The sequence below is a fragment of the Pseudomonas sp. GW822-FHT07A10 genome (genome assembly GCF_058798795.1).
Genome location: NZ_JBXAKV010000008.1, coordinates 268,270 through 292,925, shown reverse-complemented (window position 1 = coordinate 292,925; position 24,656 = coordinate 268,270). Strand labels below are relative to the sequence as shown.

20 protein-coding genes are annotated in these 24,656 nt (G+C 60.6%); all 20 read right to left on the bottom strand.

Annotation, left to right across the window (positions count from 1 at the left end; translation table 11 throughout):
* Positions 1 to 106: 106 nt before the first annotated feature.
* A complete protein-coding gene (locus AC1RL4_RS16135) occupies positions 107 to 841 on the bottom strand; it encodes an amino acid ABC transporter ATP-binding protein (protein ID WP_007936789.1) in 735 nt (244 codons plus the stop codon).
* Positions 834 to 1,793, bottom strand: a complete 960-nt coding sequence (locus AC1RL4_RS16130) for an amino acid ABC transporter permease (protein WP_230173943.1) — start codon at positions 1,791 to 1,793, stop codon at positions 834 to 836. Before AC1RL4_RS16130 ends, AC1RL4_RS16135 begins: the two co-directional genes overlap by 8 nt.
* 166 nt (positions 1,794 to 1,959) lie before the next feature.
* On the bottom strand, positions 1,960 to 2,757 hold the full coding sequence (locus AC1RL4_RS16125) for a transporter substrate-binding domain-containing protein (RefSeq protein ID WP_026286648.1): 798 nt from the start codon (positions 2,755 to 2,757) through the stop codon (positions 1,960 to 1,962).
* 229 nt (positions 2,758 to 2,986) lie between these two features.
* Complete coding sequence (gene mdoH / locus AC1RL4_RS16120; RefSeq protein WP_019581833.1) at positions 2,987 to 5,557, bottom strand: glucans biosynthesis glucosyltransferase MdoH; 2,571 nt, start codon at positions 5,555 to 5,557, stop codon at positions 2,987 to 2,989.
* Positions 5,550 to 7,355, bottom strand: coding sequence for a glucan biosynthesis protein G (locus tag AC1RL4_RS16115; RefSeq protein ID WP_019581832.1), 1,806 nt, complete (start codon positions 7,353 to 7,355; stop codon positions 5,550 to 5,552). The genes mdoH and AC1RL4_RS16115 overlap by 8 nt, the downstream gene beginning before the upstream one ends.
* A gap of 321 nt (positions 7,356 to 7,676) precedes the next feature.
* Entirely contained in the window at positions 7,677 to 8,114 is a 438-nt protein-coding gene (gene dtd / locus AC1RL4_RS16110) for a D-aminoacyl-tRNA deacylase (protein ID WP_018929172.1), read from the bottom strand.
* Complete coding sequence (gene pip, locus AC1RL4_RS16105) at positions 8,111 to 9,082, bottom strand: prolyl aminopeptidase (RefSeq protein WP_018929173.1); 972 nt, start codon at positions 9,080 to 9,082, stop codon at positions 8,111 to 8,113. Before pip ends, dtd begins: the two co-directional genes overlap by 4 nt.
* Positions 9,083 to 9,210: 128 nt before the next feature.
* Positions 9,211 to 10,131 carry an alpha/beta hydrolase gene (locus AC1RL4_RS16100; RefSeq protein WP_230173951.1) on the bottom strand — a complete coding sequence of 307 codons (921 nt, stop codon included), beginning with the start codon at positions 10,129 to 10,131 and terminating at the stop codon, positions 9,211 to 9,213.
* Positions 10,131 to 11,078: a choline ABC transporter substrate-binding protein gene (locus tag AC1RL4_RS16095; RefSeq protein ID WP_019581830.1), complete on the bottom strand. Its 948-nt coding sequence runs from the start codon at positions 11,076 to 11,078 to the stop codon at positions 10,131 to 10,133. The genes AC1RL4_RS16100 and AC1RL4_RS16095 overlap by 1 nt, the downstream gene beginning before the upstream one ends.
* Before the next feature lie 327 nt (positions 11,079 to 11,405).
* Positions 11,406 to 12,209, bottom strand: a complete 804-nt coding sequence (gene hutG, locus AC1RL4_RS16090; protein ID WP_230173953.1) for an N-formylglutamate deformylase — start codon at positions 12,207 to 12,209, stop codon at positions 11,406 to 11,408.
* A gap of 10 nt (positions 12,210 to 12,219) precedes the next feature.
* Positions 12,220 to 13,425 carry an imidazolonepropionase gene (gene hutI / locus AC1RL4_RS16085; protein ID WP_230173955.1) on the bottom strand — a complete coding sequence of 402 codons (1,206 nt, stop codon included), beginning with the start codon at positions 13,423 to 13,425 and terminating at the stop codon, positions 12,220 to 12,222.
* 17 nt (positions 13,426 to 13,442) lie between these two features.
* Positions 13,443 to 14,852 (bottom strand): amino acid permease, encoded by a 1,410-nt coding sequence (locus tag AC1RL4_RS16080; RefSeq protein ID WP_019581828.1) that lies wholly within the window; start codon positions 14,850 to 14,852, stop codon positions 13,443 to 13,445.
* 82 nt (positions 14,853 to 14,934) lie between these two features.
* On the bottom strand, positions 14,935 to 16,473 hold the full coding sequence (gene hutH, locus AC1RL4_RS16075) for a histidine ammonia-lyase (protein ID WP_019581827.1): 1,539 nt from the start codon (positions 16,471 to 16,473) through the stop codon (positions 14,935 to 14,937).
* Between the two features lie 113 nt (positions 16,474 to 16,586).
* Entirely contained in the window at positions 16,587 to 18,110 is a 1,524-nt protein-coding gene (hutH, locus tag AC1RL4_RS16070) for a histidine ammonia-lyase (protein ID WP_028939606.1), read from the bottom strand.
* 163 nt (positions 18,111 to 18,273) lie between these two features.
* On the bottom strand, positions 18,274 to 19,104 hold the full coding sequence (locus AC1RL4_RS16065) for a quaternary amine ABC transporter ATP-binding protein (protein ID WP_018929181.1): 831 nt from the start codon (positions 19,102 to 19,104) through the stop codon (positions 18,274 to 18,276).
* Positions 19,101 to 19,952, bottom strand: coding sequence for an ABC transporter permease (locus AC1RL4_RS16060; RefSeq protein ID WP_018929182.1), 852 nt, complete (start codon positions 19,950 to 19,952; stop codon positions 19,101 to 19,103). Before AC1RL4_RS16060 ends, AC1RL4_RS16065 begins: the two co-directional genes overlap by 4 nt.
* 70 nt (positions 19,953 to 20,022) lie before the next feature.
* Entirely contained in the window at positions 20,023 to 20,991 is a 969-nt protein-coding gene (locus tag AC1RL4_RS16055) for an ABC transporter substrate-binding protein (RefSeq protein WP_018929183.1), read from the bottom strand.
* 170 nt (positions 20,992 to 21,161) lie between these two features.
* Positions 21,162 to 22,859 (bottom strand): urocanate hydratase, encoded by a 1,698-nt coding sequence (gene hutU / locus AC1RL4_RS16050; RefSeq protein WP_028939605.1) that lies wholly within the window; start codon positions 22,857 to 22,859, stop codon positions 21,162 to 21,164.
* Positions 22,860 to 23,309: 450 nt separating this feature from the next.
* On the bottom strand, positions 23,310 to 23,879 hold the full coding sequence (locus tag AC1RL4_RS16045; protein ID WP_230173957.1) for a HutD/Ves family protein: 570 nt from the start codon (positions 23,877 to 23,879) through the stop codon (positions 23,310 to 23,312).
* A 23-nt stretch (positions 23,880 to 23,902) separates the two neighbouring features.
* Positions 23,903 to 24,613 (bottom strand): histidine utilization transcriptional repressor HutC, encoded by a 711-nt coding sequence (gene hutC, locus AC1RL4_RS16040; protein WP_161793960.1) that lies wholly within the window; start codon positions 24,611 to 24,613, stop codon positions 23,903 to 23,905.
* Between the last annotated feature and the right edge of the window lie 43 nt (positions 24,614 to 24,656).

Below are 24,656 nucleotides of genomic sequence, written 5' to 3'. Positions count from 1 at the left end.
CACATCTTTGAGACAACACCGAGGAGCTTAGCTGCTCTCGCCGGGTGTTCGGCCAACATACAAGGAGCGAGGCTTGCCCGCGAATGCGATGGATCAGGCGACGAAGTTAGAGAACCTGCCGCAAAAACGCCTGCGCACGCGGATCCTTCGGTGCATCGAAGAACTCGGCCGGCGAGGCATCTTCCAGCAATTTGCCGTGATCGAAGAACAGCACCCGATCCGCCACTTCCCGGGCGAAGCCCATTTCGTGGGTGACGCACACCATGGTCATGCCTTCCACGGCCAGGGTCTTCATCACATCCAGCACTTCACCGACCATTTCCGGGTCGAGCGCCGACGTCGGCTCATCGAACAGCATGACCTTCGGCTCCATCGCCAACGCCCGAGCAATGGCCACGCGCTGCTGCTGACCACCGGACAGGCGCGATGGAAACTCGTGGGCCTTCTGAGCGATACCGACCTTTTCCAGCAACACCATGGCCTTGGCCTCGCGCTCCTTCTTGCCTCGCTTGCGCACGACTTTCTGGGCCAGGCAGAGGTTCTCCAGCACGGTCATGTGCGGGAACAGGTTGAAATGCTGAAACACCATGCCGACTTCGCGGCGGTAGGCGTTGACGTCGGTTTTCGGGTCGGCCAGTTGCAGACCGTCGATGCTCACCGAACCGGAGTCGAACGCTTCCAGGCCATTCAGGCAGCGCAGAAAGGTCGATTTGCCGGAACCGGACGGGCCGATCACCACCAATACTTCGCCCTTCGCCACTTGGGTGGTGACGTTGTCCACCGCGCGAACCACCTGGCCGCGAGTGTCGAAGACTTTAATCAGATCGCGGACTTCAATCACTTTGCGCGAGCCTCCGCTCAAGCCGACTGGCGATTTTCGACAGCGGCAGGTTGATCAACAGGTACAGCCCAGCCACGCAGAACAGGATTTCGAACGGCGAGAACGAGGTGGTGATGACTTCGCGACCGCTTTTCAACAGTTCGGTAATCGCGATCACCGACACCAGCGATGTGTCCTTGACCAGACTGATGAACTGCCCGGCCAGCGGTGGCAGCACGCGCTTGAACGCTTGTGGCAGCACCACGTGGCGCATCGACTGGCCACCGCTCAAACCGAGGGAGCGCGCCGCTTCGTTCTGGCCACGGGCAATGGACTGCACGCCAGAGCGGACGATCTCCGCCACGTAGGCACCGGTGAACAGCGACAACGCGGCGATCCCGGCGAACTCCCGGGAGAGGTTCATCACGGTGCCGATGAAGAAGTAGAAAATGAAAATCTGCACCAACAGCGGCGTACCGCGTACCAGTTCGACGTAGATGGTCGAGAGGTCGCGCAGCGTCGGGTTGTTCGACAGACGGCACAGCCCGGTGGCCAGGCCGATCAGCAGGCCAAGCACGCCAGACACCAGGGACAACCACAACGTGGTCCAGAGACCCCATAGCAGCGGGCCGGCGGCCCAATGCCGGGTCACACCGATCACGTCGCCTTCGGCCACATCATCGCCTTGCGCGACTTGCAGGCTGTTGTCGTCAACCGTCAGGTGCTGCTCATCCCCGGCATCATTGCGCAGGGTCACTTCAGCCTTGCCGCCCTTGCGCACCAGCTCACTGACGGTGGAGATGTCGGCCGCACGCTGGGACTCTTCGGCGTGGTAGGCGAAGTACTGCGGCACACGGTTCCAGCGCCATTCGTAGGACATCAGCGAGGTGGCGTAGTACAACGCGCCAGCCAGGCCGATCAGCACCAGCACGGTTAATACGTGCCAGGGCCATTGGGTTTTTTTCTGTTTCATTGGGGTTTGCAGGTTCCGAATGCTAAGTCGCTGGGGAGGACGCCTTCGCGGGCAAGCCTCGCTCCTACAAGGGATCGCGTTTGCGCAAGATTGGGATTACTCCAATCCCGCCTGTAGGAGCGAGGCTTGCCCGCGAAGGGGGCGACTCGATCTATCTGACCGAGTGTTACTCCATATCCTTGAGCCAAGCGGTGTCTTTAAACCACTTGTCATGGATGCGATCGTAGGTGCCGTCTTCGTGGATCTGGTGCAGGAAGTTGTTGATGAAGTTGAGGCTGTCGTAGTCGCCCTTCTTCAGGCCGAAAGCCAGAGGCTCATAGGTAAACGGCTTGTCGAGGAACAGCAGTTTGCCGTTGCCGACCTTATTCACCGCCACGACGTTGTAAGGCGCGTCGTAGATGAAGGCGTCAGCCTTGCCGTTGACCACGTCGAGCACTGCTTCCTGCTCGTTGTCGTAGCCGTGGTACTTGGCTTTGGAAATGAGTTTTTTGGCGACCATCTCGCCGGTGGTGCCGAGCTTGGAGGTGATGCGGTAGTCGGCGGTATTCAGGTCTTTATAGGACTTGATGGTGCCTTCCAGCTCCTTGCGGATCAGCAGCGTCTGGCCGACCACGATGAAGGGCTCGCTGAAGTTCAGGCGCAGGTTGCGTTCCTGGGTCAGGGTCATGCCACTGCCGATCATGTCGAACTTGTCGGTCAGCAGGGCCGGGATGATGCCGTCGTAGCCGGTGGATACCATTTCCAGCTTGACGCCCATGGCCTTGGCCATGGCTTTGAGGATGTCGACTTCGAAGCCGATGATTTCGCCGCGCTTGTTGGTCATTTCGAACGGCATGTAGGTCGGGTCCATGCCGACTTTCAGCGTGCCGCGCTTGACCGCGTCATCGATGGCACCGGCCTGCGCCGCGCTGACTGCAACCAATGCCGTGACGCCGACCAGCAGCATCGACAGATACTTCTTCATCTTCAAGTCCCCAAAACCCATCGCATTGTGAGGCACGCAAACCGCAGGTTTCCTTTGGGAAACCGGCAGATACGAACAGAAAGTTGTCCGGGCGCACCAATTCGGGGACGGATGCTAACGCACTCGGCCGTTTGCACAAGGGGTTGAAGGAGATTTGTTTGATCGTTCCCACGCAGAACACGGAACGATCATCAGCACAAAAAAAACCCCGCTCTCGCGGGGTTTTTCATTATGCCAACTGAGGCTGCACGCTCAACGGCTTGAGCGGCAACAGCGGCGCATGAGGATCGGCATCCACCGAAGTGCGCCAGGCCTGCAGCCACTCGGCATGGCCTTCGCTCCAGACTTGCTCATGCAAGCGACCCAGTGCCACCGGATCGCTCAGCAGGGCCACTCGCTCGTTGTTGGTCAGCCCTTCAGGCCCGACCTTCATCGCATGGCGAACCCGCTCGATACGCAGCCATTCGATCGGCTCGGCCTGACGGTGACGAGACGTCGCCAGCGCACACGCCAACGCGTTCTGCTGTGGATCGACCACCGACCGGACGAAGCCGTCGTGCAGTGCATGCCAGCGGTTTTCGTGGGTGTACTGATCGGTCGCCAGCAATGCCTGCGGCGGATTGTATTCCTCAGGAATCAGGAACAGGCTCTCGTCACGGGATTTCAGGCCCAGGCCGACACGACTGGAGATCACCGACACCGGAATCGACAGCATCAGCGAACCGACGATCGGCACCAGCCACCAGAGGAAGCTCGGGTTCAGCCAGATCACCAACAGCGCCCAGAAGAAGCCCAGCACGGTTTGCGGACCGTGGCGCTTGACCGCCTCGCTCCAAGGCGTGGAGTCGTCGTCACGTTGCGGCGAGTTCCAGGTTGCGGCCCAGCCGAGGAACGCGGCGAGCACGAAACGGGTGTGGAAAATCATCCGCACCGGCGCCAGCAGCATGGAGAACAACATCTCCAGCAGCATCGACAGCGTCACCTTGAACTTGCCACCGAACTCTTTCGCGCCCTTGGCCCAGATCAGGATGATGCTCAGCAGCTTCGGCAGGAACAGCAGCACGATGGTCGTCGAGAACAGCGCAATCGCCTTGTCCGGGTGCCATTGTGGCCACAGCGGATAGAGCTGGCGCGGCTCCAGGAAGTACTGCGGCTCCATCAGCGTGTTGGTCGCCAGCAGGGCCGTCGACAGCACGAGGAAGAAGAACCACAACGGCGCCGACAGGTAAGACATCACGCCTGTCAGGAACACCGCGCGGTGTACCGGGTGCATGCCCTTGACCAGGAACAGCCGGAAGTTCATCAGGTTGCCGTGGCACCAGCGACGGTCACGCTTGAGTTCGTCCAGCAGGTTCGGTGGCAGTTCTTCGTAGCTGCCCGGCAAGTCATAGGCAATCCACACGCCCCAGCCGGCACGGCGCATCAGCGCCGCTTCAACGAAGTCGTGGGACAGAATCGCACCGGCGAACGCGCCTTTACCGGGCAACGGCGCCAGGGCGCAGTGCTCGATGAACGGCTTCATGCGGATGATCGCGTTGTGGCCCCAGTAGTGGGATTCGCCCAACTGCCAGAAGTGCAGGCCAGCGGTGAACAGTGGACCGTACACACGGGTGGCGAACTGCTGCATACGCGCATAAAGGGTGTCCATGCCCGACGCACGCGGCGCGGTCTGGATGATCCCGGCGTCCGGCGTGGCTTCCATCAGGCGCACCAGGCTGCTCAGGCATTCGCCACTCATTACGCTGTCGGCGTCGAGCACGACCATGTATTTGTAGTCACCGCCCCAACGACGGCAGAAGTCGTCGAGGTTGCCGCTTTTACGTTTTACGCGACGACGACGGCGGCGGTAGAAGATCTTGCCGAAGCCCTTGGCTTCACGGCAGACGTCCAGCCAGGCCTGCTGTTCGGCGACGCAGATATCGGCGTCGTTACTGTCGCTGAGCACGAAAAAGTCGAAGCGATCCAGGTTACCCGAGGCTGCAACCGACTCGAAGGTCGCCCGCAAACCGGCGAACACCCGCGGCACGTCTTCGTTGCAGATCGGCATCACCAATGCGGTGCGTGCGTCCTTGGCGATCGGCTCGTTGCCGGCGCTGGCGCCGGAAATGCGGTACTTGTCGCGACCCGTGATCAACTCGAGGAAGCCCATCAGCGCGGTCCAGAAACCGGCCGACACCCAGCAGAACAGAATCCCGAACAGAATCAGGATGCTGGTTTGCAACGCGTAAGGCAGCACCTGGGCCGCGGTTTGCAGAAGCGGTTGGTGCAGGACTTCTTCAAGATCGACGAACGACCAGCCCTGGTACGGCATGATGCCTTTCATGTACCAGCCGGCGACGATCGTCTGACCGAGCATCAGCACCAGCAGAATATAGCGGCGGATCGAACCGACGGTGCGCCAGCGAGCCGCCGGCAGCACGTTCTCGTCTTTCGGCGGCTGCGGCGGGTTGGTGCGACCGGTCAGCCGACGCCAGCCACGCACCAGAATATTGGTGCGCCATGGCTCCGGAACGACTTTGGTCCGACGGATCGGCGGGGCTGCCTTGAGGCAAACCCGACCACTGGCGTCGAGCCCCAGCATTTGCGCATCCGCCAGTTCTTCGGCGGTGTTCAGGGTCAGGCGCCGCCCGACCGATGCCTGGGCGGCATCGGTCGGCGCGTCGAACGCCTGGGACGACAGACGTTCGTGCAGTTCACTGAAAGACTTGCAGCCCGCGAGTTCCGCGCGCTGCTCGTCGGTCATCGGCAAATGCGCCAGGTACTCGGCAAGCGTTTGTGGCTGTACTTGTGAATTACTCATCGGCGGGCAACTGATAGCTCCAGGTCTCGGTCAGGACTTGTTCAGTCGGTGCCGATTCCGGTGTGGCAGGGGCCGCTTCGGCAGCGACAGGCTGCTTGGCGTCTTTGTTGTCCTTGTCCTTGGTGTCCTTGACTTGCTGGGCTTGCGCTTCAGCTTGCTTGGCCTCCTTGTCCTTCTTCTCCTGCTGCTTGGCGGCGATCTTGTCGGCCTTGGCAACGGAAGAGCTGGACGCTGGCGCCGTGGTCTTGATCGTCTCGGCAGGCGTGATGGTCTTGACCAGTGCTGCACGCATTTCGGTGGACTTGTTCGGATCCTTGATCTTCATCCGCAGGGTCAGGCGCCAGCCCTTGGTTTCAGGGTTGTAACGGACGCTGTTCTCGACCAGTTCCGCGTTGTCGCCAACGCTCACCTGACTGCGCACTTCGGCATCTTCCGGCAAGTCTTGCAGGGACGGACCCTGGAAATCCACCAGGTAGGCCACGCTGCCGTCCGGCTGACGAATCAGGTTCGACTGCTTCACATCACCCGTGGAACGCAGGGTCTGTTGGACCCAGGCGCTGTCCGCCGAATGCAGGGCGGCTTCGTCGATGGTCCAGTGCATGCGATAGGCGACGTCCAGGGGCTGGCCAGGCTCTGGCAGTTTTTCCGGGCTCCAGAAAGCAACGATATTGTCGTTGGTTTCGTCAGCGGTAGGAATCTCCACCAGATCGACGGAGCCCTTGCCCCAATCGCCTTTCGGCTCGATCCAGGCGCTTGGGCGCTTGTCGTAGCGGTCATCGAGGTCTTCGTAGTGGCTGAAGTCACGACCACGCTGCAGCAAGCCGAAACCGCGCGGGTTCTCGATCGAGAAGTTGCTCACGGCCAGGTGTTTCGGGTTGTTCAATGGGCGCCAGATCCATTCGCCGTTGCCGGCATGGATCGACAGACCGCTGGAGTCGTGCAGTTCGCGACGGTAGTTCAGCACTTTCGACGGCTGGTTGGCGCCGAACAGGAACATGCTGGTCAGCGGCGCAACGCCAAGTTTGGTGACCTTGTCACGCAGGAACATCTTGGCCTTGACGTCGACGACCGTGTCGCTGCCCGGACGCAGGGTCAGGCGATAGGCACCGGTGGCGCGCGGCGAGTCCAGCAGGGCGAAGATCACCAGGTGCTTGTCGCCCGGCTTCGGCTGCTGAATCCAGAACTCGGTGAAACGCGGGAACTCTTCGCCGGACGGCAAGGCGGTATCGATGGCCATGCCGCGAGCGGACAGGCCATAGGTGTGGCCCTTGCCGACGACGCGGAAATAACTCGCGCCGAGCATGGTCATGATTTCGTCTTGCTTGTCGGCCTTGTTGATCGGGTAGAGCACACGGAAACCGGCATAACCCAGCTTCTCAGTGGCTTTAGGATCGAACTTCATATCGCCGAAATCGAAACGACTTGGGTCGTATTTGATCTCTTCGACGGCGTTGGCCGTGATTTCGTTGATTTTCACCGGCGTATCGAAGTGCATGCCCTGGTGATAGAACGACAGCTTGAATGGGGTTTTCTGGTTAGCCCACTCGGCTTTTTCGGTGAGGAAGCGAATTTTTTGATAATCCGCGAATTTCATCTCACGAAATTCATTCGGCAGGTTACTGCGCGGGGCTTCGTATTTTTGCCCGGCCAGCTCTTTTGCCTTGACCGATACGTCATCCAGATTGAATGCCCAAAGCTGGCCGGCGCTGAACAGGCAGAGCAGTGCAGAGCCCGCTACCAGAGCATTTCGAAACCGTTTGGCAGACAATTTTGGTGCATTACAGGGACTAACAATCACGAGCAACCCTCGCCGAAAACAGATCAAAAAACCAACGGCCAGTTAAAGTGCCAGCACGGTGTACGGTGGAAAAAAACCGACCCTGCGGACCACTCTTGCCAAGTTGGCGAGCATTGTTCCGACTCCCATGGGGCAAAATGATTCCCCAACAGGCCGCGGACAAGTCTCTACCTAAGTCAAAATGGACCAACGAACGCTGATCCCCGTAGCGCGCGATTATCTAGTAGGCCGCGTTACAACGCATCAGGGGGAAGCAAGTATTTATCGGGAAAAGCCTCTGTTTTCAGCCGAAATGCCCTTAAAAACATGTTTCAAGCGCTTTCACGTCTGTAACAGGAAGGTTACCGGGCCATCATTGACCAGGTGCACCTGCATATCCGCGCCGAATCTACCTGATGCCACAGTGCCATGCACCTGTTTCGCTTTGCCCAATAGATAGTCGAACAGCGCCTCGCCCAAGGCCGGAGGGGCTGCAGTCGAAAAACTCGGACGCAACCCGTTTTTGGTATCGGCGGCCAGGGTGAACTGCGAGACCAGCAACAACCCGCCGTCCACGTCAGCCAAGGACAGATTCATCTTGCCCTCGGCATCACTGAATACTCGATAGTTAAGCAGTTTATGCAGAAGTTTGTCGGCGCTGGCCTGCGTGTCGTCGGGTTCGACCGCCACCAGCACCAGCAACCCCTGATCTATCGCACCAACCACCTCTCCCGCGACCTCGACTCGCGCGCCGCGCACGCGTTGCAGCAGGGCCTTCATGCTTCGTCAGGCGACAGGTCGAGCAAGCGACGGGCCATCTGATCGGCGGCGCGTACCAATGCATCGGTGATCCCCGGTTCGGACGCCGCATGGCCGGCGTCGCGGATCACCTGCAATTCGCTGTTCGGCCAGGCTTGATGCAGTTCCCAGGCGTTGTCCAGCGGGCAGATCACGTCATAGCGACCATGGACGATGACGCCGGGCAAATGGGCGATCTTGCCCATGTCGCGGATCAGCTGGTTCGGCTCAAGGAAAGCGTTGTTGGTGAAGTAGTGGCATTCGATGCGGGCGATGGACAACGCACGCTGGGGTTCGGAGAATCGATCGACCACCAGCGGGTTCGGACGCAAGGTCGCGGTGCGGCCTTCCCAGATGGACCAGGCCTTGGCCGCGTGCATCTGGGCGATCTGGTCGTTGCCGACCAGGCGTTTGTGGAATGCCGTGAGCAAGTCGTCGCGTTCGTCCAGCGGGATCGGCGCGATGTAGTCCTGCCAGTAATCGGGGAACAGGCGACTGGCGCCACACTGGTAGAACCACTCGATTTCCTGGGGACGGCAGAGAAAAATCCCGCGCAGAATCAGACCGTGCACACGTTCCGGATGGGTTTGTGCGTAAGCCAGGGCCAGGGTCGACCCCCAGGAACCGCCGAACAGCACCCATTTGTCGATGCCCAAGTGCTTGCGAATCCGCTCGAGGTCGGCGACCAGATCCCAGGTGGTGTTGTTCTCAAGGCTGGCGTGGGGCGTGGAGCGACCGCAACCGCGCTGGTCGAAGGTGACGATGCGATACAGGTTCGGATCGAAATACCGGCGGCTCTGCGCATCACACCCGGCGCCAGGGCCGCCGTGAATGAACACTACCGGCAAACCTTCCGGTGAACCGCTTTCGTCGACATACAGCGTATGGGTTTTATCGACGGCCAGATCGTGCCGGGCGTGGGGTTTGATCTGCGGGTACAAAGTCTGCATTGCGCGCTCCGTAAGGGGTCGAGGTCATCCCTGTAGGGACTTCTATTATTCTGCCGTCCGGCATCATAAACCCGAATTACTTCAATGAGCATGCCCCTCGCAGCGTCAGCGTTTGTCAGCCCGTCTTCTCAGCCCGTCTTGTCTGCCAAATAGCCGAGCAGGGTTTCATAGAGTCGGTCGACCTCGGCAACCTGCCCCCGCGCCCGCAAACAACCGTGAACCAGCCCCTGACCGTAATAAAGCATTGCGCTCACGCCGGCGGCGTTGAGTCGCCCGGCGTAGAGCACGCCGTCATCGCGCAACGGGTCGAACTGCGCCACAGCGATCAGCGCCGGCGGCAGGCCGCTGAAGTCGTCGGCGAGCAAGGGCATCGCATAGGCCGTTGGCTGACGGATCCCCCCCAAGTACAGCGCGTGATAACAATCCAGATCGCTGCTACCCAGCAATGGCGCGTCGGCGCATTCACTGCGCGACGGCAATGGGTGATCACCGCCCAGCCCCGGATAAATCAGAACCTGTGCGCAAGGCCCCGGTTCGCCGGCATCGCGCAAGGCCAGACACAACGCAGCGGCAAGGTTGCCGCCAGCGCTGTCGCCGGCCACCAGCGTCCGCGCCGGGTCGAGTTGAAACGGCCCCGTGCGCAACGCACGCCAGACACTCAGGCAGTCATCGAACGCCGCTGGAAACGGATGCTCCGGCGCCAGCCGATAATCGACGGCGATCACCAACACACCGAGCACCGATGCCAGTTCGGCGCAGATGAAGTCGTGGGAATCCAGATCCCCTACCACCCAACCGCCTCCATGCAGATACACAATGCAGGGCCAACCGTTGGTCGGCGGCGGAACCGGTGGTTGCCAGGCGCGCACCGCGACTCCCGCCAACTCGAAATCGACCACCTCAAGCCCCGCGGGATGTGGCGGGGTAAACGCCCGGCACATCTCGCTGTAGGCCTGACGCATACCGGCGAGGCTGCTGTCAGTGCTGTTGAAGCTGAGGGTTTTCTCGACGAATGCCGACATCTGCGCAGAGATCGGATACGCGGCCATCAGGGTTTCAAACTGGCCTGAACGGTCGCCACGCCATCCTTGCCATCGAAACTGCTGACACCCGCCAGCCAGCGCTGAAGGTCTTCGGGATGATCACGCAGCCACTGTTTGGCGACATCCTGCGGCGTCTTGCGCTCCATGATCGGCACCATCAACTGGCTTTCCTGGGCAGCGGTGAAGGTCAGGTTTTCCAATAGACGGTTCACGTTCGGGCAACGCTCCGCATAGTCCGGCGCGGTCACGGTGGAAACGGTCGCCGCGCCTTCGTTCGGGCCATAGACGTCTTCGCTGCCGGTCAGGTAGGCGATGTTCATGTTGATGTTCATCGGATGCGGGGTCCAGCCGACGAACACCACGAACTCCTTGCGATTGACCGCCCGCTGCACGGCGGCGAGCATCCCGGCCTCACCGGACTCGATCAGCTTGAAGTCCTTCAAACCGAAGCGGTTGGTCTCGATCATGGTTTTGATGGTGGTGTTGGCACCGCTGCCCGGCTCGATGCCGTAGATTTTGCCGCCCAACTGATCCTTGAACCTGGCGATGTCAGCAAAGGTTTTCAGGCCGGCGGCAGCGACGTAATCAGGTACCGCGAGCGTTGCCTGGGCGTCGGCCAGGCTCGGTTTATCCATGACCTTCACTTGATTGGCAGCGACGAACGGGGCGATGTTCTTGTCCATCGCCGGTTTCCAGTAACCGAGGAAGATATCGAGGCGTTTGTCGCGGATGCCGGCGAAGATGATTTGCTGTACGGCGCTGGTTTGCTTGCTTTCATAGCCAAGGCCATTAAGCAGCACATCGGCCATGCCGCTGGTGGCAATGACGTCGGTCCAGTTGACCACGCCCATGCGCACGGTCTTGCAGGAAGCGGGGTCGTTGGCGAAAACGCTGGTGCTCAGAAGAGCAGTGCCGGTGAGGATTAACAGACAGCGGTTGAACAGTCGTTTCATCGGGAAGGCTCGCTCGGCAGCAGATTATTGTGGGCCCGGTGTCTTTGTGCACCGTGCCCACAACGTTACGCAGCGCCGAGTCGGCAAAAGTGACCTGTGGCGACCGTGTTTTGCACGGTGGCGACTGTCCTGATGCGTTACCAAGGCGAACACTAATCTGTGGCGAGGGAGCTTGCTCCCGCTGGGTTGCGAAGCAGCCCCCAAACCATTCAACCGAGCTTCATCAGATACGCCCGACCAACCGGGTTTACGACGGCTTCGCCGCCGAGCGGGACGGTGCGGCGATCCGACAAGCTCCCTCGCCACAAAGGCCCGTTCGCCACAGGGTTACGCGCTGTAATGCTTTTCGCCCCACGCCAACAACCCTTGCAGCAACTCCCTGAGCACCACCTGAGTCGGTTCCGCCAGATCCGGGCGATAACGGAACGGCTGGAACTCTTCCATATACGTGCACTGGCCCAACTCCAGTTGCACGGCATGAATGTTCTCGGCCGGATTGCCATAATGCCGGGTGACGTGACCGCCCTTGAAGCGACCGTTCAGCACATGGCTGTAATCGGTGTGCTTCGCGCAGATCGCTTCCAGCTGTGTGGCCAACTGTGGATCGCAGCTGGCGCCGTTGAAGGTGCCGAGGTTGAAGTCCGGCAGCTTGCCGTCGAACAGGTGCGGGATCACCGAGCGGATCGAGTGCGCGTCGAACAGCAGCGCGTAGCCGAACTCGGCTTTCAGCCGCGCCAGCTCTTCCTGCAAGGTGCGGTGGTACGGCGTCCAGATCTGCTCCAGATACGTCGCCCGCTCTGCAGCCGACGGCTCCAGCCCTTCGCGGAACAACGGCACGCCATCGAACAGCGTCGCTGGATACAGACCGGTAGTGGCGCCGACATATAAAGGCTTGTCGTCGGACGGCCGGTTCAGGTCGATGACAAACCGCGAGTACTCGGCCGCCAGGGTGCTGGCGCCCAGTTCGGCGGCGAATTCATAAAGCCTGGGGATATGCCAATCGGTGTCCGGCAGGCTTTTCGCGTCGGGGATCAACCCCGCTTCCACCGTCGGGGTCAGGCGCAGGCCGGCGTGGGGCATGCTGATCAGCAGCGGCACGCGGCCTTGTTTGAAGTTCAGAACCTTATCCACAACCGCTCTCCTACAGATTTGATTCAACGCCGTGACGCACGACGCGTTTTTCCAGGTCGCCGCCCAGCCAGTACGACAGGTCGGCCGGACGATCGATTTGCCAGGCGACGAAGTCTGCGACCTTGCCGGCTTCCAGCGAACCGTGGGTTTGGCCCATGCCCAACGCGGTGGCGGCATGAATAGTCGCGCCCGCCAGCGCCTCTTCCGGGGTCATGCGGAAGCAGGTGCAGGCCATGTTCAGCATCAAGCGCAACGACAACGCCGGCGAAGTGCCCGGGTTAAGGTCGCTGGCGATGGCGATTTTCACCCCGTGTTTGCGCAGGGCTTCCATCGGTGGCAATTGGGTTTCCCGCAGGAAGTAAAACGCGCCGGGCAGTAATACCGCGACGGTGCCGGACTTGGCCATGGCGATGGCGTCGTCTTCGGTCATGAATTCCAGATGATCGGCGGACAGTGCGTGGTAACGCGCCGCCAGGCTCGAACCGTGCAGCGATGACAATTGCTCGGCGTGCAGCTTCACCGGTAAGCCGAGGTTCTGCGCGGCGACGAACACCCGCTCGACCTGCTCTGGCGAAAACGCCAGGTATTCACAGAACGCGTCTACCGCATCCACCAGCCCTTCGGCTGCCAGGGCCGGGAGCATTTCGCTGCAGATGTGATCGATGTACGCGTCGGCGCGGTCGGTGTATTCCGGCGGCAAGGCGTGAGCCGCCAGGCATGTGCTGCGCACGCTGACGGGTAGCTCGGCGCCGAGACGGCGGATCACCCGCAGGATCTTGCGTTCGCTGGCCAGGTCCAGGCCGTAGCCGGATTTCATTTCGACGGTGGTCACGCCATCACGCATCAGGCTTTTCAGACGCTTGGCGGCGCTGGCGAACAGCTCATCTTCGCTGGCGGCGCGGGTGGCGCGCACGGTGCTGGCAATGCCGCCGCCGGCAGCGGCGATTTCCGCGTAGCTGACGCCTTGCAGGCGCTGCTCGAATTCGCCGCTGCGGTTGCCGCCGAACACTGTGTGGGTGTGGCAGTCGATCAGGCCCGGAGTGACCCAGGCCCCGCTCAAGTCATTGACGGCCGGGTACTCGCCGGCCAGCAGTTCGGCGCGTGGGCCGACCCACTCAATGTGCGCACCGGACGTCACGATGGCCGCATCCTCGATGATCGAGTAGACGCCTTGCGCCATGGTTGCGACGTGGCAGTGTTGCCAGAGCGTTTTCATCCTTGGCCTCCGTTAGGTTATCGATGAGAAAAAGAAGGTTCCTGTTCCACCGGCACCGCCTTGCCTGCCGCCGGTTTGACCCACGTCAGGTAGGCCAGCACCAGCAATGCAATCCAGACCACGCCAACGATCAACGCCGCCTGGGTGTCCGGGAAATAACCCAGCACGCCGAAGATGAACAGCATGAAGGCAATCGCCGCCATCGGCGCATAGGGCCAGAACGGCACCGGGAATTTCAATTGCGCGACCTGCTCGGCACTCATGGAGCGACGCATGGCCACCTGGGTGAACAGAATCATCAGCCAGACCCACACCGTGGCAAACGTCGCGATGGAGGCGATCAACAGAAACACGTTTTCCGGGATCAGGTAGTTCAGCAACACACCCAGCAGCAGAGCGCAACTCATCACCATCACCGTCAACCACGGCACGCCATTGCGCGACAAGCGAGCGAAGCCTTTCGGTGCGTGCCCTTGCTGAGCCAGGCCATACATCATGCGGCCCGCGCCGAAGATGTCACTGTTGATGGCCGACACCGCCGCCGAGATCACCACGATGTTGAGGATGGTCGCCGCCGAGCTGATCCCCAGGTTGTCGAAAATCTGCACGAACGGGCTGCCTTGGCTGCCGATCTGCTGCCACGGGAAGATCGACATCAGCACCAGCATCGTCAGCACGTAGAACAGCAGGATTCGCAACGGTACGGCATTGATCGCGCGAGGCAGCACATGCTGCGGGTCTTTGGCTTCACCGGCGGTAACGCCGATGATTTCAATACCGCCAAAGGCAAACATCACCACCGCAAACGAGGCGATCAAGCCGCCCACGCCATTGGGCATGAAGCCGCCCTGGGTCCAGAGATTGCTGATATCGGTCGCCTGGGCACCGGGCGCATTGCTGATGCCGAACAGCATGATGCCGAAACCGCCGAGGATCATCGCGACGATGGCCGCGACCTTGAGCAGCGACAACCAGAACTCCATTTCGCCGAAGACTTTGACGTTGCACAGGTTCAAGCCGCCGACCACCGAAACGATGCCCAGCACCCAGATCCAGCGGGAGACTTCCGGAAACCAGAAACCCATGTAAATGCCGAATGCGGTCACGTCGGCCATACCGACAATGACCATTTCAAATGCGTAGGTCCAACCGAGGATAAAGCCCGCCATTGGCCCCAGATAGGTGCTGGCGTACTGGCCGAAAGAACCGGCCACCGGGTTATGCACCGCCATCTCGCCAAGGGCGCGCATGACCATGAACACCGCCGCGCCACCGATCAGGTAAGCGAGCAGGACCGCGGGGCCGGCCATTTGAATGGCCGAGGCAGAACCGTAAAACAGCCCGGTGCCGATCGCCGACCCCAGTGCCATGAAGCGAATATGTCGGGCAGAGAGCCCGCGTTTCAAACCTTTTGCTGGCTGTTGCATTTCTCGTCCTTAATTATTCTTATTCGACGCTAAATGATCATTCCCACGCTCCGCGTGGGAATGATCATCAGAGAAGGAGCTATTACAGGCTAGGCAGCAACTTCGCCGTCACCAGGCCATTCAGGCAACGCGTCGCCAACAACTCACTGGCCGCATTGATGTCCGGCGCAAAGAAGCGGTCCTTCTCGTAGAACGGCACTTCAGCACGCAGAATGGCGCGGGCTTTTTCCAGTTTTGGCGAGGTTTTCAGACCGTCGCGCAGATCCAGACCCTGGGCCGCCGCCAACCATTCCACCGCAAGAATCCCGCGAGTGTTCTCGGCCATTTCCCACAGACGCTTGCCGGCAGCCGGCGCCATGGACACGTGGTCTTCCTGGTTGGCGGAAGTCGGCAGGCTGTCCACCGAATGCGGATGGGACAGCGCCTTGTTCTCGCTGGCCAGTGCCGCTGCCGTTACTTGAGCGATCATGAAGCCCGAGTTCACGCCGCCATTGGCCACCAGGAACGGCGGCAGTTGCGACATGTGCTTGTCCATCATCAGCGAGATGCGGCGTTCGCTCAGGGAACCGATTTCGGCAATGGCCAGAGCCATGTTGTCGGCAGCCATGGCTACCGGCTCGGCGTGGAAGTTACCGCCGGAGATCACGTCGCCTTCAGCGGCGAACACCAATGGGTTGTCCGATACGGCGTTGGCTTCGATGGCGAGCACTTCGGCGGCCTGACGGAACTGGGTCAGGCAGGCGCCCATGACTTGCGGCTGGCAGCGCAGGGAGTATGGGTCCTGGACCTTTTCGCAGTTCTCGTGCGAGTCGGACACTTCACTGCGCTCGCCCAGCAAATCGCGGTAAGCAGCAGCGGCGTCGATCTGGCCTTTCTGGCCGCGAGCGGCATGAATACGCGCGTCGAATGGCGAGCGCGAACCCAGTACCGCTTCGACCGTCAGGCCGCCAAGGGCCAGGGCGCCGGCGAACAGATCTTCGCCTTCGAACAGGCCACGCAGGGCGTAGGCGGTGGACACCTGAGTGCCGTTGAGCAGCGCCAGACCTTCTTTCGCTGCCAGGGTCAGCGGTGTCAGACCGGCGACTTTCAGCGCTTCGGTGGCGGGCAGCCATTCGCCTTTGTAGCGCGCCTTGCCTTCACCCAGCAGTACCAGCGACATGTGCGCCAACGGCGCCAAATCGCCGGAGGCACCAACCGAACCTTTCAGAGGAATATGCGGGTAAACCTCGGCATTGATCAGCGCGATCAGTGCGTCGATCACCTGACGACGAATGCCGGAGAAACCACGGCTCAGGCTGTTGACCTTGAGCACCATGACCAGTCGCACCAGGGCGTCGCTGATCGGCTCGCCGACACCGGCGGCATGGGACAGCACCAGCGAGCGCTGGAGGTTTTCCAGGTCTTCGCTGGCGATGCGGGTCGAGGCCAGCAGGCCGAAACCGGTGTTAATGCCATACGCGGTGCGGTTCTCGGCGAGGATCTGTTCCACGCAGGCAACGCTGGCTTCGATTTGCGCCGAAGCGCTTTCGTCGAGGGTGATTTTGACCGGTTGCTGATACACATCACGCAGTTGGGCAAGGCTCAGTTGGCCGGGAATCAAATTAAGCGCAGTCACATTCATTCTCCTTTTGAGAGCATTTTTATTAACTAACCAGACGCTCCGGAGATATCCGTTGTCCGTCGCTTCCCGCCTTTTGGAGGGGCCGCGCCTTGGCACGCTGGTGGTTGTGGAAATCAGTTGAGGTTCGGTACAGCCTTGTGCAGCAAAATCGGGTCTTTCAAAACAGCAGCGGCGCTGGCGATGTCCGGCGCCAGCCAGCGGTCCTGGTCGTAGGCCGGAATACGTTCGCGCAGCAGGCGCCACGCGGCATCGGTGCCGGCGCCGAAGCGTTGTTCTTTCAGGAATTCAAAAGCCTGAGCCGCCAACAGGTACTCGATGGCGAGGATCTGCGTGCAGTTTTCCAACGCGCGATGCAGCTTCAGCGCGGCGTTGGTGCCCATGCTCAGGTGGTCTTCCTGCAAGCCCGAAGTGACGTAGTTATCGAGCACCGCCGGTTGCGCCAACTGGCGGTTTTCCGCACACAGCGACGCGGCGACGTATTGCACGATCATCATCCCGGAATTCACGCCCGGATTGGCCACCAGAAAGGCCGGCAAACCGCTGACGTGCGGGTTGACCAAGCGGTCCAGGCGACGCTCGGCGATAGAGCCGATTTCGGCCATGGCAATGGCGAGCAAGTCAGCCGCCAAAGCAACTGATTGGCCGTGCGGATTGGCCTGGGACATGACGCGGAAATTGTCCGGCGTGCCCAGCAGCAACGGGTTGTCGGTCGCGGAGTTGAGCTCGGTTTCGATCTGTTTTCTGGCGTGCTCCAGCTGATCGCGGGCAGCGCCATGCACTTGCGGAATCGAGCGGATGCTTAATGCATCCTGAGTGCGAATGCCTTTGCTGTTGGCGATCACTTCACTGCCGTCGAGCAACGCTCGCAGATTGATACCCACCTGTTGCATGCCCGGATGCGGTTTGAGCGCAATGATCTCGGCATCGAACGCGGCAATCTGGCCGCGCTGGGCTTCGAAGCTCATGGCGCCGATCACATCGGCCCACTGCACCAGGTTCGTTGCATCGGCCAGGGCCAGGCAGCTGAGGCCGGTCATGCACGGTGTACCGTTGACCAGGCACAAACCATCTTTGGCACCCAGTTGAACCGGTTGCAGCCCTTCTTCGGCCAAGGCTTGTTGTGCAGAAACGATCTGCCCGCGATAGCTGACATTACCGACGCCCAGCAGCGCGATGCCGATGTGGGCCATGTGGGTCAGGTAACCGACCGACCCCTGGGACGGCACTTGCGGAGTGATGCCGCGATTGAGCAGCGCCAGCAACGCTTCGACCACCCGGCGGTGAATGCCGGATTTGCCATGGCTGTAGTTGTGGATCGCGGCGCAGAGAATCGCGCGAGTCTGCTCGTCGGACAGTGGAGCACCGACGCCGCAGGCATGGCTGAGCAAGGTGTTGCGCGACAGCTGGCTGAGTTGTTCGTCCTTGAGCGAGACGTTGCACAAGGCGCCCAGGCCGGTGTTGACGCCATAGGCGCGCTCGCCGCTGGCGACGATGCGCTGGACGATCGCCTGGGCATTCTCGATCCGCGTCCAGGTTTGGGCCGACAGCTCAAGCTGCGCGCCGTGGCGGGCGACCGCGACCACATCCTGCCAACGCAACGGGGCATCGGCGATAACGATTTTTTCAGCCTGGGACATCTAGAGCCTCATACACATTCTATTGATCAATGAAACCCTGTGGCGAGGGGGCTTGCCCCCGTTCGAGCGCGAAGCGGTCGCAGATTTTTTGGGGCTGCTCCGCAGCCCAACGGGGGCAAGCCCCCTCGCCACAATGGATCTCACCACTCGCCAATCATCAACCTCAAACCACCGCAGCCCGCCGCTGTACGAACCGGTCTACATACTCATCCGCCGGCGAATGCAGGATCTCTCGTGGCGTGCCGACCTGAATCAGCCGGCCATCCTTGAGGATCGCGATGCGGTTGCCGATGCGCACGGCCTCATCGAGGTCGTGGGTGATGAAGACGATGGTCTTGTGCAGGGTCTTTTGCAGTTCCAGCAACTGGTCCTGCATTTCGGCGCGGATCAGCGGGTCGAGGGCGCTGAAAGCTTCGTCCATCAGGATGATGTCAGTGTCCGCCGCCAGGGCGCGAGCCAGGCCCACACGCTGGCGCATACCGCCGGAAAGCTGATGCGGGTATTTGTTTTCGTAGCCCTTCAGGCCCACGGTGTTGATCCAGTGCAGCGCGCGCTCGGCGCACATCTGCTTGCTCTCGCCACGCACTTTCAGGCCGTAGGCGACGTTATCCAGCACGCTTTTGTGCGGCAGCAGGCCAAAGCTCTGGAACACCATGCTGATCTTGTGCCGGCGAAATTCGCGCAAGGCTTCCATGTCGTATTGCAGGATGTCCACGCCGTCCACCAGGATCGCGCCGCTGGTCGGGTCAATCAGGCGGTTGAAGTGACGCACCAGGGTCGACTTGCCGGAACCCGACAGGCCCATGATCACGAAGATCTCGCCGGTGCCGATGCTCAGCGACAGGTCATTCACGCCGACCACGCAACCGGTTTCGGCCAATACCTGGTCTTTGGTTTTGCCCTGGCTAATCATGGCCAGCGCATCCTTGGAACGGTTGCCGAAAATCTTGAAGACGTTTTTGACTTCGATCTTGCTGATGGCTGCGTTGCTCATTTGCTCACCTCATGCCGTGCACGACCGTACGCCTGTGTAATGCGGTCGATCACCACTGCCAGAATCACGATCGCCAGACCGGCCTCAAGACCACGTCCGACGTTGAGGGTCTGAATCCCCACCAATACGTCTTCACCCAAGCCACGGGCACCGATCATCGAGGCGATCACCACCATCGACAGGGCCATCATGGTGGTCTGATTGATCCCGGCCATGATGCTTGGCAGGGCCAGCGGCAGTTGCACGCCGAACAGTTGCTGCCAGCGGTTGGCACCGAAGGCGTTGATCGCTTCCATCACTTCACCGTCAACCTGGCGAATACCCAGATCGGTCAGGCGGATCAGCGGCGGCGCAGCGTAAATAACGGTAGCGAAAATCGCCGGGACCTTGCCCAGGCCGAACAGCATCAGCACCGGGATCAGGTACACGAAGCTCGGCATGGTTTGCATGATGTCCAGCAACGGCATCAACACCGAACGCAGGCGATTGCTGCGCGCAGAAAGAATGCCCAACGGAATGCCGATCAGCACCGAGATGACCGTCGCCACCATCATCAGCGCCAGGGTCTGCATCAGCTTGTCCCAGAGACCGACCGCGCCCACCAGGAACAGCAGGCCGACGATGACCGCCGTGGTCACGACTTTGCGGGTCGCGTGCCAGGCCACGCCCGCCACGATCGCCAGCATCAGCCACCAGGGCGCCGCACGCAGCAGCCCTTCAAGATTGACGATGGCCCACAGCAGGGTGTCAGAGATGCTGCGGAACACGTCGCCGTAGTTGGTGACCAGCGTATCGACCCAACCGTTGACCCAGTCGGCGATGGAAAAGGTAAAGCTTTCGGGAAACATAAGAGACTCTCAATCAAGGGGTTGCGATCAAGCATCCGACTGCCGTTGCCGACAGTCGGAGAGGCTCAACCTACAAGGCCGCGTCGATTTTCTTGGCTGCGTCTTCGCTCACCCACGCGTGCCAGACTTCAGGATGTTCCTTCAAGAAGATCTTGGCCAGTTTTGGCGACTCGATCCGCTCTTTGGCCATACGCCCCAGGTTCTGATTCAACAGGTCGATCGGCAGGTTGACCTTTTCCAGCACGGTCACCAGTTCCGGGGCCTGCTCGTGGAAAGTCTTGGAGAGGCCGACCTTGATGGTCACGCGCTTGTCGACACCCGGTTTTTCTTCCAGTTTGACCACGTCGATCTGGCCCATCAGCGGGGTTGGCGACCAGTAGTAGAACAGGATCGGCTCGCCACGCTTGTAGCTCGACAGTACCGCCGCATCCAGCGCCGGGCCGGTGCCTGGACGGAAGTTGGTGTAGCTGTTTTCCAGGCCGTAGCTTTTCAGCATTTCGCTGTTATCCAGCTCGCAGGTCCAGCCGGCCGGGCAGTTGTAGAAACGCCCTTTGGATGGCTCTTCGGCGTCCTTGAATACCGCGGAATATTTAGCCAGATCGGCAATGTTTTTCAGGTCCGGCGCCTTGGCTTCCAGTTTGCGCTTGGCGTCGCCTTCGATCACGTAGCGCGGCACGTACCAGCCTTCGACGGCACCCACCACCGGAGCGCCGACACCGACGACCTTGCCGGCCTTCTCGGCCTTGTTCCAGACTTCGCTGCGGCCGACCCACTCTTCGGCGAACACTTGGATGTCGTTGCTGCTCAGGGCGTTTTCCATGGTGATGGAGTTGCCCGGCAGGCTGTCGGTCTTGCAGTCGTAGCCTTTCTCCAACACGACTTGCAGCACGTCGGTCAGCAGCATGGCGCTTTCCCAGTTCAGGCCGGCGAATTTCACCGGTTTACCCGATTCGCACCAGCCAGCCGCCTGGGTAGCACCGGCACTGGCCAGCAGGCCCATGGAAAGCAAAGTGGTCAGCAGGGTCTTGTTCGATTTCATTGTGTGACGCTCCTAATCATGAGTTGGCTTACGGCAGTCAAGAGGCATCCAGCCCTGTCCACGTCCAATCAGGCCTGCGCTACGCGCGACCCGCCCCGCTTATTGTTGGGTCTGCAACATCGTGATCTCTGCAGGAGCTGCCGCGACAGCTCCTGCAGTGGTCTTTTCTCTTATTTGCCGGTGATCATCGGCAGGTTCAGCCCTTGTTCCTTGGCGCAGTCGATCGCGATCTGGTAACCCGCGTCGGCGTGACGCATGACACCGGTGGCCGGGTCGTTGTGCAGCACGCGAGCGATACGCTCGGCCGCTTCGTCAGTACCGTCGCAGACAATCACCATGCCGGAGTGCTGGGAAAAGCCCATGCCGACGCCGCCGCCGTGGTGCAGGGAAACCCAGGTCGCGCCGCTCGCGGTGTTCAGCAGAGCGTTGAGCAGTGGCCAGTCGGACACGGCGTCGGAACCGTCCTGCATCGATTCGGTTTCGCGGTTCGGGCTGGATACGGAACCGGAGTCCAGGTGGTCGCGACCGATCACGATTGGCGCGGACAATTCACCGCTACGGACCATTTCGTTGAACGCCAGACCGAGCTTGGCGCGCAGACCCAGGCCAACCCAGCAGATACGTGCCGGCAGACCCTGGAAGCTGATGCGCTCGCGAGCCATGTCCAGCCAGTTGTGCAGGTGGGCGTCGTCCGGGATCAGTTCTTTGACTTTAGCGTCGGTCTTGTAGATGTCCTGCGGATCACCCGACAGCGCAGCCCAACGGAACGGGCCGATGCCACGGCAGAACAGTGGACGGATGTAAGCCGGTACGAAACCCGGGAAGTCGAATGCGTTCTCCACGCCTTCTTCTTGCGCCATCTGACGGATGTTGTTGCCGTAGTCGAAGGTCGGAACCCCCATTTTCTGGAAGTCCAGCATCGCTTTAACGTGCACGGCCATCGATTGCTTGGCGGCTTTGACCACGGCAGCAGGTTCGGTCTTGGCGCGGGCGCGGTATTCGTCCCAGGTCCAGCCGGCCGGCAGGTAGCCGTTGAGCGGGTCGTGGGCGCTGGTCTGGTCGGTGACCATGTCCGGGCGCACGCCACGACGGACCAGTTCCGGGAGGATTTCCGCGGCGTTGCCCAGCAGGGCGATGGAGATCGCCTTGCCTTCGGCAGTGTATTTGGCGATACGGGCCAGGGCGTCGTCGAGGTCTTTGGCTTGCTCGTCGACGTAACGGCTTTTCAGACGGAAATCGATGCTGACCTGCTGGCATTCGATGTTCAGCGAGCAAGCGCCGGCCAGGGTTGCAGCCAGAGGCTGAGCGCCGCCCATGCCGCCGAGGCCTGCGGTCAGGACCCAACGACCTTTCAGATCATCGTTGTAATGCTGGCGACCGGCTTCGACGAAGGTTTCGTAGGTGCCTTGAACGATGCCCTGGCTGCCGATGTAGATCCAGCTGCCGGCGGTCATCTGGCCGTACATGGCCAGGCCTTTGGCGTCGAGTTCGTTGAAGTGCTCCCAGTTCGCCCAGTGGGGTACCAGGTTGGAGTTGGCGATCAGAACGCGTGGTGCGTTGCTGTGGGTCTTGAACACGCCGACCGGCTTGCCGGATTGCACCAGCAGGGTCTCGTCGTCGTTCAGGTTGGTCAGGCTTTCGACGATCTTGTCGTAGCATTCCCAGTTACGTGCCGCACGACCGATACCACCGTAAACCACCAGTTCTTTAGGGTTCTCGGCGACTTCCGGGTCGAGGTTGTTCATCAGCATGCGCAGCGGCGCTTCAGTCAGCCAGCTCTTGGCGGTCAGCTTGTTACCACGCGATGCGCGGATTTCAACGTCACGGTGCTTAGTAAAAGAAGCGGTCGTAGGTTTATTCTCAGTCACGAAAAGAACTCCTCAGCAATCAATCCAAACCAACCCAGGCAGTGGGCGAGCAAGCCGATGGGCATCAGTGCACATCAGCGAATCAGTGGACGATGGTTGAGTCTTCGTGACTCATACACATACGTCTTTACTTGTACATACAAGCATATGCAATCAAGCGGCCAACTTGTTGAATGAGCATCCAAGAAAATTTCTTACAGGGCTGGAAAGCGCCTGGATCAAGGGTTCTGGCGTAAGTGAAATTTTTCGCGGGGATTTATTCGGGGACGTGCTGGTTGTTACTTGAGCATGGTTTTGCGCCACGCTGGGGCGTTCGGTAACAAATTGGTGCGCGATGGGGAACGGATTTGCGAGGACGAAAAGCATCGCGGGCAAGCATCGCTCCCACAAGATTGTCATCGACCTTGTGGGAGCGAGGCTTGCCCGCGATAGAGGCGACTCGATATTGGATCAGCGTGCAGTCAGCTCAATGACGCAGCACGAACCATTGATGGCGACGTCCTGCAGACCGACGTTACCGTCCAGCTGCAGGCAATCATGGCGACTGAGTTGCGATGCTTTGTTACCGACCTTCACTTCAAGTGTTTCACTGACACTGAACACCAGCAGAGTCCCGGCTTCACTAAAAAACCGCTGCTTGCCTTCCAGCCACTGCAACCGCGCACTGTAACGATCCGGCGCATAAATCAGGTTGAAGTCGCGAATCGGTCCACCGAGCAACGCGCAGGACACATGACTTTCGCCACTGAAGGCAAACGGGTCCAGCGGTAACAACGCCCGCGTGTCCTGGCCATCGACGCGCAAGGTCATGCCCTCGCCTTGCAGTACGGTGATCACCCGCTCATAACCGGCAAAGGTGGAAAAACCGCCCGACTCGCCAATGTCGGCAATCGACAGGCGCCAGCCAAAACCATCAAGACCTACCCCCGTATCACGGGTGATTTCTTCAGTGCTGCCGCCGCCGTTCTTCCACGGCATGCGCGGGTAATCGGTTGCGCGTAAGACCTTCAACTGCCCCATTTATGTCTCTCTACTTATGGCTCTTATTTATGGAACCGCCCTTCCAGACGATGACGGGAACCGGGGTGGATCAAGCGGGCAGCGGTCACTGGCTGACGGCCGGACCAGGTGCGGCGACGAATCAGCAGGCACGGTTCGCCCTTTTCAATCTGTAGCAACTTGCACTCGGACGGCTCGGCGAGAATCGCTTCGACCACATGCTCGCCTTCGGTCAACGGCGCGACCTGATTCAGATAGGCGTAAGGCGTTTGCAGGGTGAAGTCTTGCTTGAGGTAGTCCGGCGCCACCAGCGCGTTGACGAAACGGTCTTCGATTTGCACCGGGATATCGTTCTCGAAATGCACGATCAGCGAGTGGAACACCTTCTGGCCTTCGCGCATGTCCAGGGCCAGGGCCCGCTCGGAACCGGCGGCCTCTTCTTCGAGGGTGATCACCTTGCACGTGTGACGATGGCCACGGGAGGCGATCTCGTCGGCGATGTTGTGCACTTCAAACAGCGCAGACTGACTTTTCGGCTCGGCGACGAACGTTCCGACGCCTTGCATACGCACCAACAGGCCGTCGGCAGTCATCTCGCGCAGGGCGCGGTTGATGGTCATGCGGCTGAAACCCAGCTGGTTGACCAGTTCGCTTTCCGACGGAACGCGGTAGTGCGGCGGCCAGTTTCCACTGTCGATTTGCTGGGTGATCATCTGTTTTACGCGGGCGTACAAGGGCGCCGGACTGTCGCCCATGTTCGCGGCCAACGGGGAGACTGCAGGCGGAGTCGGCACGGTT